Raw genomic sequence first — 14,558 nt, forward strand, 5'->3', positions numbered from 1 at the left:
GTCATGGCGGTGGCCGCCGCGACGGCGCCCGGCTGGCGCCGGGCGGGCGTGGCCGGGGCCGCGATAGGAGTGCTCGCCGCCGGCGCGGCGGCCGGGGTCGCCGTGGAGCGGCTCACCGTCGGGCGCGGGATGCGGAAGAAGGCCCGCCTCGCGCTGGACGCGACCGGGCCCTACGGCTCGCTGCGCGGGACGCCGGGCCGGGCCGTCGCCGACGACGGGACCGAGCTGTACTACGAGGTCGACGAGGTGGAGCCGGCGGCGCCCGCCGACGCGGCCGCGTCCGACGGCAACCGCCGCCGCCGGCTCTTCGGGCGCAAGGCCTCCGCCCCCGTCACCGTCGTCTTCAGCCATGGCTACTGCCTCGGCCAGGACTCCTGGCACTTCCAGCGCGCCGCCCTGCGCGGCCTCGTCCGCGCCGTCTACTGGGACCAGCGCAGCCACGGCCGCTCCGAGCGCGGGCGGGCCCAGGCGGACGGGGTGGCCGTCGCCATCGACCAGCTCGGCCGCGACCTGAAGGCCGTCATCGACGCGGCTGCCCCCGAAGGGCGCATCGTGCTCGTCGGCCACTCCATGGGCGGCATGACCATGATGGCCCTGGCCGACCAGTACCCGGCCCTCATCCGCGACCGGGTCGCCGCCGTGGCGTTCGTCGGCACCTCCAGCGGCAAGCTCGGCGAGGTCAACTTCGGGCTGCCGGTGGCGGGCGTGCGGGCGGTGCGCCGGGTGCTGCCGGGGGTGCTGCGGGCGCTGGGGACGCAGGCGGAGCTGGTGGAGAAGGGGCGCCGGGCCACGGCCGACCTCTTCGCCGGGCTGATCAAGCGGTACTCGTTCAGTTCGCGGGACGTGGACCCGGCGGTCGCCCGGTTCGCGGAGCGGCTGATCGAGTCGACCCCGATCGATGTGGTCGCGGAGTTCTACCCGGCCTTCACCGAGCACGACAAGAGCGGCGCGCTGCCCGCCTTCCGGGATGTGCCCGTGCTGATCCTGGCGGGGGAGAAGGACCTGGTCACCCCCAGCTCGCACAGCGAGGCCATCGCCGACGTACTGCCGGACGCCGAGCTGACCCTGGTGCCGGACGCCGGGCACCTGGTGATGCTGGAGCACCCGGAGACGGTCACCGGCCGGCTGGCCGACCTGCTCGTACGCGGCGGGGCGGTCGCTGCCGCTAACGTTGGCGAGCATGGAAGCACCGCACAGCAGCCCGGCCGCCGATAGCCGGGAGACGACCGTGGCGGCCCTCCCCGAGGCCGTCACCGTGACGATCACCGTCGAGTCGCCCGAACAGATGCAGGACCTGGGCCGCCGCCTGGCGAGGGTCCTCGCCCCCGGCGACCTGGTCATGCTCACGGGTGAGCTGGGCGCCGGGAAGACGACGCTGACCCGGGGGCTCGGCGAGGGCCTCGGCGTGCGCGGCGCGGTCACCTCGCCCACCTTCGTCATCGCCCGCGTCCACCCCTCCCTGGTCGAGGGTCCGGCGCTGGTCCACGTCGACGCGTACCGCCTCGGCGGCGGCCTCGACGAGATGGAGGACCTGGACCTCGACGTCTCCCTGCCGGAGTCGGTGGTGGTGGTGGAGTGGGGCGACGGCAAGGTCGAGGAGCTCTCCGAGGACCGGCTGCGCGTGCTCATCGACCGCGCGACCGGCGACACGGACGACGAGCGGCGCGAGGTGACCCTGGTCGGCGTCGGCCCGCGCTGGGCGGGGCTGCGGGAGGACCTGGCGTAGCGAAGGCGTCACACGGAGGTCGCCTTCCCGACGAGGTGTCGGTAAATTGTTGCGCACGGGACCGTGGTCGTGGTCACATGGGTACGGGACCTGGTTAGGTCTGCCTAACCACGACCTCCACCGGAACCTCAGGAGGCATCCATGGTGACGCCCCAGCGCGCGGAGCAGCCGCAGCAGCAGCCGACGCCGTCCGCCCTGTCGATGAAGGACCTGCTGGCCGCGGGTGCGGCGGCCACGGCGGTCTCCACCCCGCCCAGCGAGCCGGACGCGGCCGAGGGTGACGAGGAGACCGGCGACGGGAGCGCGGAGCGGCGCCGGGCGGCCTGAGTCCCTGGCCTTGCGGGACGTCCCCGGGCGGCCTGAATCCGGGGCCTTGCGGGACGTCTCGGGGTGGCCTGAGCCCGGGGACCTGCGGGATGTCTCCGAGCGGCCTGAATCCGGGGACCTGCGGGATATCTCCGAGCGGCCTGAATCCGGGTTCCTACGGGACGACGACGACCTTGGCGCCGACCGTCGCGAAGCTCCACATCGCGTTGCCGTCCGCCCGCTTCATCCGTACGCCACCGGTCTTCGACGTCGGGTCCGGGGCCTCCATCGACCCGTCCTGCGCCGCACTGAAGCCCACCGCGACCTCGCCGACGTTGGCGAAGCGCACCACGTGCTCGATGGGGACACCGTCCGAGCCCTGGACCGTGCCCGAGCGCGAGGACACCTGGTAGGTGCCGGGCGGCGGGCTCACGGGGCTCGGCATCACCGTGAACGTACGGAGCGCCTTCTCGTCCCCCTCCACCAGCCACACCCGCCGGTCCTTCAGCGCGTAGACGACGCGGTCACCGGTGCCCGAGTCCGCCGGGACCGCGAGGGGGTCCTTCGTGGGCTTCGGCTTCGCGGTCGGCTGGGCGGAGGCGGAGGCCGAGGCCTTCGGAGTGGCCGAGGAGGAGGCCACCGAATCGGGTGCGTTCGCCGATGCCTGGTAGGCGAGCACGGCGACCACGACGACCGCCGCCGCAGTGAGCCCGGCCACCATTCCCGAGCTTCCCCTTGCCACCGTGAACTCCCCTTTCGGCCACGCCCTGCCACATGTCGTACAAGCGTTTACGTCGTACCCGCGGATACCCGGTGACGGTAGCAGCAGGGGACGGGCAGGCCGGGACGCCGTACGGACGCCGTACCGCCGTCGGCGGAGCCGTAGGCTGTTTGCGTGCTCTTGCTCGCCATGGATACCGCCACGCCCGCCGTCACCGTCGCCCTGCACGACGGTGCGTCCGTCATCGCCTCCTCCGGCCAGGTCGACGCCCGCAGGCACGGTGAACTGCTGCTGCCCGCCGTCGACCGGGTCCTCGCCGAGGCCGGGGTGAAACTCGACGCCGTGACGGGCGTGGTCGTGGGCGTCGGACCCGGCCCCTACACCGGGCTGCGCGTCGGCCTGGTCACCGCGGCGACCTTCGGCTCCGCCCTCGCCGTCCCCGTACACGGGATCTGCACCCTGGACGGCCTCGCGTACGCCGCCGGGCAGGACGGTCTGGAAGGGGCCTTCGCCGTGGCGACGGACGCGCGCCGCAAGGAGGTCTACTGGGCGCGGTACGAGAACGCCCGCACCCGTTCGGGCGAACCCGCCGTCGACCGCCCCGCCGACATCGCCGAGGCGCTCGCCGGGCTCCCCGTGATCGGCCAGGGCGCGGGGCTCTACCCGGACGCCTTCCCGGACGCGCGCGGCCCCGAGCACGTGGCCGCCGGGGCGCTCGCCGCGCTCGCCGCCGAACGGCTGGCCGCCGGGCAGGAGCTGCTGGAGCCGCAGCCGCTCTATCTGCGCCGGCCCGACGCGCAGGTCCCGAAGAACTACAAGGTGGTCACCCCGAAGTGAGCGCCGTCACCGCCGCAGTGCTGCGCGAGATGCGCTGGTGGGACATCGCACCGGTGCTGGAGCTGGAGCACGCGCTCTTCCCGGACGACGCCTGGTCGCCCGGCATGTTCTGGTCCGAGCTGGCCCACGCCCGCGGTCCCGGCGCCACCCGTCACTACGTCGTCGCCGAGGAGCCGGCCACCGGCAGGATCGTCGGGTACGCCGGGCTCGCCGCCCTCGGCGACCTCTCCGACGTCCAGACCATCGCGGTCAGCCGGGACGCCTGGGGCACCGGCCTCGGCTCCGAACTCCTCACCGACCTGCTGAAGGCCGCGACCGCGTTCGAGTGCGCCACCGTGCTCCTCGAAGTCCGGGTCGACAACACCCGGGCGCAGAAGCTGTACGAGCGGTTCGGCTTCGAGCCGATCGGCTTCCGGCGCGGCTACTACCAGCCGGGCAACATCGACGCGCTGGTCATGCGCCTCACCATGCAAGAAGACGTAGCGGAAAACGCACCAGAGACCGGGACTGAATGATGGCTGCCGACGAACCCCTCGTACTCGGCATCGAGACCTCCTGCGACGAGACCGGCGTCGGCATCGTGCGCGGGACCACCCTGCTCGCGGACGCCGTCGCCTCCAGCGTCGACACCCATGCCCGCTTCGGCGGCGTCGTCCCGGAGATCGCCTCCCGCGCCCATCTGGAGGCGATGGCCCCCACCATCGAACGCGCCCTGAAGGAGGCCGGGATCAGCGCCCGCGACCTCGACGGGATCGCGGTCACCTCGGGCCCCGGGCTCGCCGGGGCGCTGCTGGTCGGCGTCTCGGCCGCGAAGGCGTACGCGTACGCCCTGGACAAGCCGCTCTACGGGGTCAACCACCTCGCCTCGCACATCTGCGTCGACCAGCTGGAGCACGGCCCGCTGCCCGAGCCGACCATGGCGCTCCTGGTCAGCGGCGGCCACTCCTCCCTCCTGCTGGCCCCCGACATCACCAGCGACGTCCGCCCGCTCGGCGCGACCATCGACGACGCGGCGGGCGAGGCGTTCGACAAGATCGCCCGCGTGCTGGACCTCGGCTTCCCCGGCGGCCCGGTCATCGACCGCCTCGCGAGGGAGGGCGACCCGAAGGCCATCGCGTTCCCGCGCGGCCTGACCGGCCCGCGCGACGCCCCGTACGACTTCTCCTTCTCCGGCCTGAAGACCTCGGTCGCCCGCTGGATCGAGGCGAAGCGGGCGGCGGGCGAGGAGGTGCCGGTGCGGGACGTGGCGGCGTCCTTCCAGGAGGCCGTGGTCGACGTGCTCACCCGGAAGGCGGTGCGGGCCTGCAAGGACGAGGGCGTCGACCACCTGATGATCGGCGGCGGGGTCGCGGCCAACTCCCGGCTCCGCGCGCTGGCACAGGAGCGGTGCGAGCGGGCGGGCATCCGGCTGCGGGTGCCGCGCCCCGGCCTCTGCACGGACAACGGCGCGATGGTCGCGGCGCTCGGCGCGGAGATGGTCGCCCGCAACCGGCGCCCCTCCGACCTGGAGCTGTCGGCGGACTCTTCGCTCCCGGTGACGGAGCCGCACGTTCCGGGGGCGGACCCCGGCCACACGCATGATCACGACCATGTGCACGAGATCAGCAAGGACAACCTGTACTCATGAGCGGCGCGACCATCGTCCTGATGTGGGAGGCCCGCGCCGTGGAGGGCCGGGGCGGCGAACTCCTGGAGTGGGCCCGCGCCCGGGCCGCCGAGCTGTCGCGCGAGCCCGCCCGCCGCGAACTGCTGCGCGCCCCGCAGGACCGGGTGCTGGTCATGACGTGGTGGGAGCAGGCGTCGTACGCCGACGACCTCCCCGAACTCCCCGAGCCCGACGCCGCCCTGATCACCCGGCCGGTGCACCGGTGGCGGTTCGAAGCGGTGGGGTGAGGGGCGCCTCAGGCTCCGTGGTGCAGAGTCAACCCCGTGTGCCCCGGCTGATCAGGCCCTCCACGATCGCGTCCAGCTCGGCGGCGGTCTCGTAGTCGGCGGCGTACTCCCGCCAGTGCTCCTTCACCTCGGTGAGCCGGGGCAGCTCCGCCGTGTCCTTCTCCGTGATCATCTCGGGGAAGAACTCCCGCCGGGAGGGCTGCTCCGCGCGGCGGGCCGCCGCCCTGCGGAAGACCAGGTCGCCGTAGACGTAACTCCAGATCGTCCGGTACGCGCGCACCGAGCGGGCGGGGGAGAGGCCGCATGCCAGGGCGCAGTCGATGATCTCCTCCACCATCCACAGCGCGTTGCGGTCGGTCAGCTCGCCGAGCGCCAGGATGTCCAGGACCCAGGGGATGCGGCCGATGATGTCGTGCATGTGCACGGCCACCGCCACCATCCGCTCGCGCGGGTCCTCCGGCAGCTCCGGGCGCGGGAAGGCGGCCGCGGTGCCGGAGAGGGTGAGCATCAGCAGCTCGTCCTTGTCCTGCACGTAGTGGTAGAGCGCCATCGGCGTGGAGCCCAGCTCCTTCGCCACCCGCCGCATGGACAGGGCCGCCACGCCCTCCTCCTCGACGATGCGGCGCGCGGTGGCGACCATCACGTCCGGGTCCAGCCTGCGGGGGCGGCCCACGGGTTTCTTCTTCTGCTCGGGCTTCCGGGTCTGCTTCTCGGTCTTCTCGCTGCCTGGCACCTGGGCATTCTCCCCTTTCGGGTTCTCCTCCGTAGCGGCGGGTTTAGTTTCTATACGTGTATGGTAATTCTCTGGCCGGGGATCGGTGAGGGTCGGCGAAGGGGAGGGCGCGTCATGGACGGCACGGTGGCGAGCGGGTCGGGGGCGGACGGGGCGGCACGGCACGGGCGGTGGCTGCTGGTGGTGGCGCTCACCGTGCAGTTCCTGGTGTCGCTGGACATGTCCGTGGTGAACGTGGCCCTGCCGGACATCCGCAGCGACCTCGGCTTCGGCCGGGACGGGCTGCTCTGGGTCGTCAATGCGTACGCCCTCGCCTTCGGCGGACTCCTCATGCTCGGCGGCCGGCTCGCCGACCTGGCGGGGCCCCGCCGCGTCCTCACGGCGGGCCTGGTCCTCTTCGGGCTCGCCAGCCTGGCCGGGGGCCTCGCCTGGTCGCCCGGGTCGCTGGTGGCGGCACGGGCCGTCCAGGGCGTCGGCGCCGCGGCCCTGGCTCCGGTGGCGTTCGCCCTGATCACCCTCGCCTTCCCGGCCGGGCCCGCCCGCTCCCGGGCGCTCGGGCTCTGGGGCATGGCGGGCGCGGCGGGCGGCGCGGTCGGGGTGCTGGCGGGCGGTGTGCTCACCGATGTGGCGGGGTGGCGGGCCGTGATGCTCGTCAACGTGCCGATTGTCGCCTTCGCCCTGGTCGCCGCCGCGCGCACCGGACCGGTCGGCGGGCAGCGGCGGACCGGCGCCCGGCTGGACCTCGCCGGGGCGCTCCTGGCCACGGCCGGGACGACGCTGCTGGTCCTCGGCCTCGTCCGGGCCTCGGACGACGGCTGGGGCTCGGCCGTCACGCTCTCCACGCTCGGTGCGGCGGCGCTCCTGCTGGCCGCCTTCGTCGCCGTCGAACTCCGTACGGCGTCGCCCCTGCTCCGCCCCGGACTGCTGCGGGGGCGGCCGGTGCTCACCGCCAACCTGTTCTGCCTGCTGCTGGCGTCGGCCCAGTTCGGCGCGTTCTACTTCGTCTCGCTCTACATGCAGCTGGTCCTCGGCTACGGGCCGACCGCCGCCGGGTTCGCGTTCCTGCCGTTCTGCGTGGGCGTCGTCGCGGGCTCCATCCTGGCCACCCGCGCGGTCGCGGTGCTCGGCATCCGGCGGCTGATGGGCGTGGGCGCTGTGCTGGCGGCGCTCGGGATGGGGTGGTTCGCGGCCACCGCCACGGTCGACGGCTCCTTCCTCACCTCGATCCTGGGCCCGTCGCTCCTCTGCTCGCTCGGCATCGGCCTCTGCTTCGTGCCGCTCGGTACGGCCGCCACCACCGACGTGGTGCCCGGCGAGACCGGTATGGCGTCCGGGCTGCTCAACAGCTCCCGTCAGGTGGGCGGTTCGCTCGGCCTCGCGGTGCTGGTCACGGTCGCCGCCCAGGCCACGGGCGGCGGCACCGGGGTCACGGACCTCTCCGCCGGGTACGCGGCCGCGTTCTGGGTCGCGGCCGGGCTCCTGGCGGCCGCCGCGCTGGCGGCGTACGTCCTGCTGCCGGGGGAGCGGAGGGCCGCCCGTGGCCCGGTGGCGGCCGAGCCGGTCGCGACGGAGCATGAAGTCGCGGCGGAGCACGAAGGGGACGCGGCCGGCCGATGAGTGAGGGCGCCGCCGGCCGATGAGTCCGGGCGCCCGGGCCGGTCTACCTTCCACTAGGCCCGCCCCGACCACGGGGCGGCCGGAAGAGGAGACGACCATCATGCAGAAGATCACCCCCTGCCTCTGGTACGACGGCCAGGCGAAGGAGGCGGCCGAGCACTATGTCGCGGTCTTCGGCGGCGACTCCCGCATCCTGGACATCAGCTACTACGGCGAAGCCGGTCCCGGGACCACGGGCGACGTCCTCACCGTGAGCTTCCGGCTCGCGGGACAGGAGTACATGGGCCTCAACGGCGGCCCCCAGTTCCCCTTCACCGAGGCGATCTCGCTCTCCGTGGACTGCGCCGACCAGGCCGAGGTGGACCGGCTCTGGGCCGCGCTCTCCGAGGGCGGCGAGGAGGGGCAGTGCGGCTGGCTCAAGGACCGGTACGGCGTCTCCTGGCAGATCGTCCCGAACGAGCTGCCGGGGCTGCTGGCCGACCCGGACCCGGTGAAGGCGGAGCGGACGATGAAGGCGATGCTCGGCATGGGCAAGCTGGACATCCAGGCGTTGCGGGACGCCTGAGCGGAGTTGGCGGGCCCGCTCCCGGGGGCGCTCGCGCCTGCCGGTCCGCTCGTGGGGACGCGTCTGTGCCTGCCGGTCGCCCGCCGGTCCGCTCCTGGGACCGGGAGGTGCGCGCGCTGCTCGTGGAGCGGGGTGCGCCGGACCGGGACCCCGAGCGCGACCGGGAGTTGCGGCTGCCCGGGATGAGCGATGAGCCCGGTCCGGCTGCTGCTGTCGTGCGCCCTGGCGGCGGGCGGGCCCGGGCGCCCCGCAGTGTCGGCTGACGCCCTGACGCTCCGCTGGCCTCTGCCGAAGCGTTTGAGCTTCGGGTTTCAGGCTTCGGGCGTCACCCCAGCGGATGCCCGATCAGCATCGTCGGGGCCCCGGCCACCCGGGTCAGGAACACCGTCGCCGCCTCGGGCCCGCTCAGCTTCATCCGGCGGCGCAGCTCCTCCGGTTCGACCGCCGAGCCCCGCTTCTTGACGGTCAGTACGCCCACGCCGCGCTCCCGCAGCAGCGCCTTCAGCTTCTTCATGTTGAACGGCAGCCGGTCGGTGATCTCGTACCCGGTGACGTACGGCGAGGAGTACGGCACATCGCTCGTGACGTACGCGATCGTCTCGTCCACCAGCCGCCCGCCGCACCGCTCCACGATGTCCGCGACCAGATGCGCCCGGATCACCGCGCCGTCCGGCTCGTACAGATAGCGCCCGACCGGGCCCACCGGCGGGGCGTCCAGCGGGGCCGGGGCGGAGAGGGTGGCGCCGGACGGCAGCAGGGTGGCCCGGAACGTACCGGGCGTGAACCCCTCCCCGTACCAGAGCACCGCCTCCTTCACATCGCCGCCGTCCGAGATCCACTCGGCCTCCGCCTCCGGGCCGATCACCTCGTGCGGGATGCCGGGCGCGATCTTCAGCGCCGCGCGGGGAGCTTTCAGCGCGGCGGCCGTGGCCCAGGACAGCGGCGGTGAGTACGCCTCCGGGTCGAAGATCCGCCCGCCCGCCGCCCGGCCACCACCCCTGCCCGACGCGCTGCGCGCGGCCCCTCCCTTCCCGCCCCGCCGGGCCGGGTCCACGAAGACGGCGTCGTACGGAGAGGTGTCGATCTCCGTGACGTCGGCGCACCGCACCTCGATCAGCGCGCCCAGGCCGAGCGCCTCCGCGTTGGCGCGTGCCACCTCGGCGGTGAGCGGGTCGCGGTCCACGGCGAGGACGGCGATCCCGGCACGGGCCAGCGCGATGGCGTCGCCGCCGATGCCGCAGCACAGGTCCGCCACGCTCCGCACGCCGAGCGCGGCGAACCGGGCGGCGCGGTGGGTGGCGACCGAGGTGCGGGTGGCCTGTTCGACGCCGTTGGGCGTGAAGTACATCCGGTACGCGTCCTCGGCCCCGAACTTCGCCACCGCCCGCTGCCGCAGCCGGGCCTGGCCCAGGGCGGCCGACACCAGCTCCGCCGGGTGCGTGCGGCGCAGCCGGGTCGCGGTGGCCAGCTCTGCGGCGGGGTCGTGGTCGCGCAGCCCGGCCAGCAGGTGCTCGCCCTCGGGGGTGCGCAGGGCGGCGAAGGCGGCGCGGGCGGGGTCGTCGGCCGGGGTGGCGGGGGTCGATGCGTTCACCCGTCCCATTGTGGCCGGTGCGCGAAGGCGGGCGCCCTGGGGTCGACGCGGGGTCCTGTACGTCGACGCGGGTTCCCTCTACGCCGACACGTGCTCCTACCGGGCGACGCGTCGCCCACAAGCCGACGCGTCGCCCCTGTGGGCCGGTCGGGGGACGGGTCCGGTCCCCTCGCGGTGTCGGGACGGGAGGCGGGTGGACGGCTGGCAGGATGCGGCGCCATGCAGCTAGTACGACAAAAAGGAAAATCACCCATGAAGCGGCACCGGCCGGTCTCCGTCGTGCTGGCGGCCCTCCTGGCCGCCACCATCACCTCCGCGTGTGCGTCGGAGACGGGTGGCGGCGGCGCGGGAGCCCCGGGCGGACCGGCGAAGCCCGCCGCCGGGCAGCCGAACGAGGCCGCCGCGCAGGCCGGGCCCGCCCGCGCTCTGGACACGTACGCCGGGGAACTCAAGCGGAGACAGGCCGCACGGGCCGTCGCCGCGAAGAAGTGGGGGCTGGCCAAGACTCCGCTCGCGGCCCCCGAGCCGCCGGCGGTGAAGCCGCGCATCACCACCCGCAAGGGGTTCGAGGTCCGGGACGACGAGGGGCTGCCGCCCGTCTTCACCACCGTCCCCACCAAGGAGAAGATCGTCTTCCTCACCATGGACGACGGGGCGGAGAAGGACCCCGCGCTGCTGCGGATGATGACCGAACTGGACATCCCGTACAGCGCCTTCCTGAGTGACTACGTCACCAATGACAACTACGCGTACTTCCGGCAGATGCAGAAGCGCGGGGTGGCCCTCAACAACCACACGCTCAACCACCGCTATCTGCCCGGCCTCTCCTACGCCGAGCAGAGGCGGGAGATCTGCGGCCAGCAGGAGAAGCTCCTCAAGGAGTACGGGAAGCGGCCCACCCTCTTCCGCCCGCCCTACGGCAACTACAACCGCGACACCCTCGTCGTCGCCAAGAGCTGCGGCATCACCGCCGTGCCCCTGTGGTCCGCCGAGGCCTTCGCCGACCACATGGAGTGGCGCGAGTGGGACCGGGACCTGCACCCCGGCGACATCGTCCTCACCCACTTCCGGGGCAAGGGCGCCTGGAAGGGCACGATGCCCGACATGATCCGCCTGGTCATGAAGACCATCACGGACAAGGGGTACGCGGTGGCGAAGCTGGAGGACTACGTCTGACCCGATGCCCTCCCCGTACGCTCCGGATGCGCGCTCGCCCTCCCCGGGCCGGGCGCGCATCCGTCATCAAGGCCCCGATCGGGAGGCGCGAGGGTGGTGAATTGGCACTCCGCTTGACCGAGTGCTAATCGCGGTCATAGTCTCGGGTCTGGCACTCCCCCCTGGAGAGTGCCAGCACCACACTGTGCGACAGGGCAGGTCCGGCACCCGCGACGACGGATCGGTCTGGTCGCCGCCCACTGACTGCTAAACCCCGTGAGATCTCCGAAGGGGGAGACCGGATCGTGTCGACCACCAGCTCCAAGGTTGCGATCAAGCCGCTTGAGGACCGCATTGTGGTCCAGCCGCTCGACGCCGAGCAGACCACGGCTTCCGGCCTGGTCATTCCGGACACCGCGAAGGAGAAGCCCCAGGAGGGCGTCGTCCTCGCCGTGGGCCCGGGCCGCTTCGAGAACGGCGAGCGTCTTCCGCTCGACGTCAAGACCGGCGACGTCGTCCTGTACAGCAAGTACGGCGGCACCGAGGTGAAGTACAACGGCGAGGAGTACCTCGTCCTCTCGGCCCGCGACGTCCTCGCGATCGTCGAGAAGTAATTCACCCACGTTTGCTTGTGTTCTGCGCCCCTGGCCCCCTGCGAAATAACTAGCCGGGCGGCGAGGGGCGCAGTTCGTTCGAGAGGGAAGTACAGCCCATGGCGAAGATTCTGAAGTTCGACGAGGACGCCCGTCGCGCCCTTGAGCGCGGCGTCAACAAGCTTGCCGACACGGTCAAGGTGACGATCGGCCCCAAGGGCCGCAACGTCGTCATCGACAAGAAGTTCGGCGCACCCACCATCACCAACGACGGCGTCACCATCGCGCGCGAGGTCGAACTCGACGACCCGTACGAGAACCTCGGTGCCCAGCTCGTCAAGGAGGTGGCGACCAAGACCAACGACGTAGCGGGTGACGGCACCACCACCGCGACCGTCCTGGCCCAGGCGCTCGTCCGCGAGGGTCTGCGCAACGTCGCCGCGGGCGCCTCCCCGGCCGCCCTGAAGAAGGGCATCGACGCCGCCGTCAAGGCCGTGTCCGAGGAGCTGCTCTCCACGGCCCGCCCGATCGACGACAAGTCCGACATCGCCGCCGTGGCCGCGCTCTCCGCGCAGGACACCCAGGTCGGCGAGCTCATCGCGGACGCGATGGACAAGGTCGGCAAGGACGGTGTCATCACCGTCGAGGAGTCCAACACCTTCGGTCTGGACCTGGAGTTCACCGAGGGCATGGCCTTCGACAAGGGCTACCTGTCCCCGTACATGGTGACCGACCAGGAGCGTATGGAGGCCGTCCTCGACGACCCGTACATCCTGATCCACCAGGGCAAGATCGGCTCCATCCAGGAGCTGCTCCCGCTGCTGGAGAAGGTCATCCAGTCCGGTGGCTCCAAGCCGCTCCTGATCATCGCCGAGGACGTCGAGGGCGAGGCGCTCTCCACCCTCGTCGTCAACAAGATCCGCGGCACCTTCAACGCCGTCGCGGTGAAGGCCCCGGGCTTCGGTGACCGCCGCAAGGCCATGCTCGGCGACATCGCCACCCTCACCGGTGCGACCGTCATCGCCGAAGAGGTCGGCCTCAAGCTGGACCAGGCCGGTCTGGACGTGCTCGGCACCGCCCGCCGCGTCACCGTCTCCAAGGACGACACGACCATCGTCGACGGCGGGGGCAACTCCGACGACGTCAAGGGCCGCGTCAACCAGATCAAGGCCGAGATCGAGTCCACGGACTCCGACTGGGACCGCGAGAAGCTCCAGGAGCGCCTCGCGAAGCTGGCCGGCGGCGTCTGTGTCATCCGCGTCGGTGCCGCCACCGAGGTGGAGCTCAAGGAGAAGAAGCACCGCCTTGAGGACGCCATCTCCGCCACCCGCGCCGCGGTCGAGGAGGGCATCGTCTCCGGCGGTGGCTCCGCCCTCGTCCACGCGGTGAAGGTGCTGGAGGGCAACCTCGGCAAGACCGGCGACGAGGCCACCGGTGTCGCGGTCGTCCGCCGCGCCGCCGTCGAGCCGCTGCGCTGGATCGCCGAGAACGCCGGCCTGGAGGGTTACGTCATCACCTCCAAGGTCTCCGAGCTGGACAAGGGCCAGGGCTTCAACGCCGCCACCGGCGAGTACGGCGACCTGGTCAAGGCCGGCGTCATCGACCCGGTCAAGGTCACCCGCTCCGCCCTGGAGAACGCCGCGTCCATCGCGTCGCTGCTGCTCACGACCGAGACCCTGGTCGTCGAGAAGCCGGCCGAGGAAGAGGCCGACGCCGGTCACGGCGGCCACGGCCACTCCCACTAGTACGTAGCTCTCCGTACGCCTGAGGCCCGGTACCCCCGTCGCGGGGGCACCGGGCCTCGGTGCGTTCCGGCCGCCTCGCCTACGCCCTGCGCGCCAGCTCGTCCGGCGTGACCGGGTCGGCGAACGGCACCCCTTCCACGTAACGCGCGATCTCCTCCAGCGCGAAGTCCCCCATGCGGTGGATCTCGTCCCCGAGCGACCCCGCCACATGCGGGGTCAGCAGGACGTTCGGCAGGTCGTACAGCGGCGAACCGGCGGGCGGCACCTCCGGCTCCGTGACGTCCAGCACCGCGTTCAGCCGCCCCGACACCAGCTCCGGCAGCAGCGCGTCCCCGTCGATCAGCGAACCGCGCGAGGTGTTGATCAGCGTCGTGCCGTCCGCCATCGCCGCGAGCTGGGCGGTGCCGATCAGGTGCCGGGTGGCAGGCAGCTCCGGCGCGTGGACCGAGACGATCCGGCTACGGGCGCACAGCTCGTCCAGGCCCGTCTTCGCCGCGCCGAGCCGGGCCGCCGCCCCCGCGTCCACGTACGGGTCGAAGAGCAGCACGTCCAGGTCGAACGGGCGCAGCAGTTCGATCACCCGGCGCCCGATCCGCGAGGCGCCCACGATCCCCACGCACCGCCGGTAGTTGCCGTGCCCGTCCAGCTCCGCGCGCCAGTCGTGCGGGGCGCGCAGCCGCCGGTAGCGGTGGGCGGCGCCCAGCACGTTCTTCCCGGCGAACAGGATCGCGGCCAGCGTGTACTCGGCGACCGGCAGCGCGTTGGCCCCGGCCGCCGAGCTGACCTGGATGCCCCGCTCCCAACAGGCGGGGGTGATGTGGTGCTTGACGCTCCCGGCCGCGTGGACGACGGCCCGCAGCCGGGGCGCGGCGGCGAGGACGCCGGCGGTGAGCGGGGGCACGCCCCAGCAGGTGATGAGCAGCTCCGCCCCGGCGAGCGCCGCCGCGACCTCGGGCGACGGCCCGGTCAGCCGGTGGGCGACCAGCGCCGGATCGGTCTCCACGAGCGCGGTGAGCCGCTCCCGCTGTACGGGGGTGAAGAGGCGGTCCGCGATGCCGGGGCCCATGGCGAGGAGG

At 72.8% G+C, this 14,558-nt stretch carries 17 protein-coding genes; 13 read left to right on the top strand and 4 right to left on the bottom strand.

Features of this window, described 5'->3' with window-relative positions:
• Positions 1–3 precede the first annotated feature (3 nt).
• The 3 genes from D6270_RS20920 (at position 4) to D6270_RS20930 (ending at position 2,053) form a co-directional block, all read left to right on the top strand.
• Positions 4–1,215 (top strand): alpha/beta fold hydrolase, encoded by a 1,212-nt coding sequence (locus D6270_RS20920; protein ID WP_109167343.1) that lies wholly within the window; start codon positions 4–6, stop codon positions 1,213–1,215.
• Positions 1,181–1,726: a tRNA (adenosine(37)-N6)-threonylcarbamoyltransferase complex ATPase subunit type 1 TsaE gene (gene tsaE, locus D6270_RS20925; protein ID WP_109164073.1), complete on the top strand. Its 546-nt coding sequence runs from the start codon at positions 1,181–1,183 to the stop codon at positions 1,724–1,726. Before D6270_RS20920 ends, tsaE begins: the two co-directional genes overlap by 35 nt.
• A 141-nt stretch (positions 1,727–1,867) precedes the next feature.
• Positions 1,868–2,053 carry a hypothetical protein gene (locus D6270_RS20930; RefSeq protein WP_109164072.1) on the top strand — a complete coding sequence of 62 codons (186 nt, stop codon included), beginning with the start codon at positions 1,868–1,870 and terminating at the stop codon, positions 2,051–2,053.
• Between the two features lie 154 nt (positions 2,054–2,207).
• Here D6270_RS20930 and D6270_RS20935 read toward each other — a convergent pair whose 3' ends face one another.
• Positions 2,208–2,753 carry a hypothetical protein gene (locus D6270_RS20935; RefSeq protein ID WP_109164071.1) on the bottom strand — a complete coding sequence of 182 codons (546 nt, stop codon included), beginning with the start codon at positions 2,751–2,753 and terminating at the stop codon, positions 2,208–2,210.
• Positions 2,754–2,942: 189 nt separating this feature from the next.
• Between D6270_RS20935 and tsaB the strand changes: the two genes are divergently transcribed.
• The 4 genes from tsaB to D6270_RS20955 are packed head-to-tail and all read left to right on the top strand — an operon-like array spanning position 2,943 to position 5,483.
• Positions 2,943–3,590, top strand: a complete 648-nt coding sequence (gene tsaB / locus D6270_RS20940) for a tRNA (adenosine(37)-N6)-threonylcarbamoyltransferase complex dimerization subunit type 1 TsaB (RefSeq protein WP_109167342.1) — start codon at positions 2,943–2,945, stop codon at positions 3,588–3,590.
• Positions 3,587–4,105 carry a ribosomal protein S18-alanine N-acetyltransferase gene (gene rimI, locus D6270_RS20945; protein WP_204117078.1) on the top strand — a complete coding sequence of 173 codons (519 nt, stop codon included), beginning with the start codon at positions 3,587–3,589 and terminating at the stop codon, positions 4,103–4,105. Before tsaB ends, rimI begins: the two co-directional genes overlap by 4 nt.
• Positions 4,105–5,217 carry a tRNA (adenosine(37)-N6)-threonylcarbamoyltransferase complex transferase subunit TsaD gene (gene tsaD, locus D6270_RS20950; protein WP_109167340.1) on the top strand — a complete coding sequence of 371 codons (1,113 nt, stop codon included), beginning with the start codon at positions 4,105–4,107 and terminating at the stop codon, positions 5,215–5,217. The genes rimI and tsaD overlap by 1 nt, the downstream gene beginning before the upstream one ends.
• Positions 5,214–5,483, top strand: a complete 270-nt coding sequence (locus D6270_RS20955) for a hypothetical protein (RefSeq protein WP_109164070.1) — start codon at positions 5,214–5,216, stop codon at positions 5,481–5,483. The genes tsaD and D6270_RS20955 overlap by 4 nt, the downstream gene beginning before the upstream one ends.
• A 28-nt stretch (positions 5,484–5,511) precedes the next feature.
• Here the strand turns inward: D6270_RS20955 and D6270_RS20960 are convergent, their stop codons facing one another.
• Positions 5,512–6,216: a TetR/AcrR family transcriptional regulator gene (locus D6270_RS20960; protein ID WP_109164069.1), complete on the bottom strand. Its 705-nt coding sequence runs from the start codon at positions 6,214–6,216 to the stop codon at positions 5,512–5,514.
• 114 nt (positions 6,217–6,330) lie between these two features.
• Between D6270_RS20960 and D6270_RS20965 the strand changes: the two genes are divergently transcribed.
• The 3 genes from D6270_RS20965 to D6270_RS33285 all read left to right on the top strand — a co-directional run bounded on the left by D6270_RS20965 (position 6,331) and on the right by D6270_RS33285 (position 8,661).
• Positions 6,331–7,833, top strand: a complete 1,503-nt coding sequence (locus D6270_RS20965) for an MFS transporter (protein ID WP_109164068.1) — start codon at positions 6,331–6,333, stop codon at positions 7,831–7,833.
• Positions 7,834–7,933: 100 nt separating this feature from the next.
• Positions 7,934–8,398, top strand: a complete 465-nt coding sequence (locus tag D6270_RS20970) for a VOC family protein (protein WP_109164067.1) — start codon at positions 7,934–7,936, stop codon at positions 8,396–8,398.
• A gap of 65 nt (positions 8,399–8,463) precedes the next feature.
• Positions 8,464–8,661 (top strand): hypothetical protein, encoded by a 198-nt coding sequence (locus tag D6270_RS33285; RefSeq protein ID WP_162600260.1) that lies wholly within the window; start codon positions 8,464–8,466, stop codon positions 8,659–8,661.
• A gap of 62 nt (positions 8,662–8,723) precedes the next feature.
• Here D6270_RS33285 and D6270_RS20975 read toward each other — a convergent pair whose 3' ends face one another.
• Positions 8,724–9,998 carry a THUMP-like domain-containing protein gene (locus D6270_RS20975; RefSeq protein ID WP_109164066.1) on the bottom strand — a complete coding sequence of 425 codons (1,275 nt, stop codon included), beginning with the start codon at positions 9,996–9,998 and terminating at the stop codon, positions 8,724–8,726.
• 243 nt (positions 9,999–10,241) lie between these two features.
• On the opposite strand from D6270_RS20975, the gene D6270_RS20980 reads away from it, so the two are divergent.
• The 3 genes from D6270_RS20980 to groL all read left to right on the top strand — a co-directional run bounded on the left by D6270_RS20980 (position 10,242) and on the right by groL (position 13,482).
• On the top strand, positions 10,242–11,165 hold the full coding sequence (locus D6270_RS20980) for a polysaccharide deacetylase family protein (protein WP_109164065.1): 924 nt from the start codon (positions 10,242–10,244) through the stop codon (positions 11,163–11,165).
• Positions 11,166–11,449: 284 nt separating this feature from the next.
• Complete coding sequence (gene groES, locus D6270_RS20985) at positions 11,450–11,758, top strand: co-chaperone GroES (RefSeq protein ID WP_003966899.1); 309 nt, start codon at positions 11,450–11,452, stop codon at positions 11,756–11,758.
• Positions 11,759–11,856: 98 nt separating this feature from the next.
• On the top strand, positions 11,857–13,482 hold the full coding sequence (gene groL, locus D6270_RS20990) for a chaperonin GroEL (protein ID WP_093692747.1): 1,626 nt from the start codon (positions 11,857–11,859) through the stop codon (positions 13,480–13,482).
• A 79-nt stretch (positions 13,483–13,561) separates the two neighbouring features.
• Here groL and D6270_RS20995 read toward each other — a convergent pair whose 3' ends face one another.
• Positions 13,562–14,548 (bottom strand): hydroxyacid dehydrogenase, encoded by a 987-nt coding sequence (locus D6270_RS20995; RefSeq protein ID WP_109167339.1) that lies wholly within the window; start codon positions 14,546–14,548, stop codon positions 13,562–13,564.
• Positions 14,549–14,558 lie beyond the last annotated feature (10 nt).

The sequence above is a fragment of the Streptomyces griseus subsp. griseus genome, assembly GCF_003610995.1.
Lineage (GTDB): Bacteria > Actinomycetota > Actinomycetes > Streptomycetales > Streptomycetaceae > Streptomyces.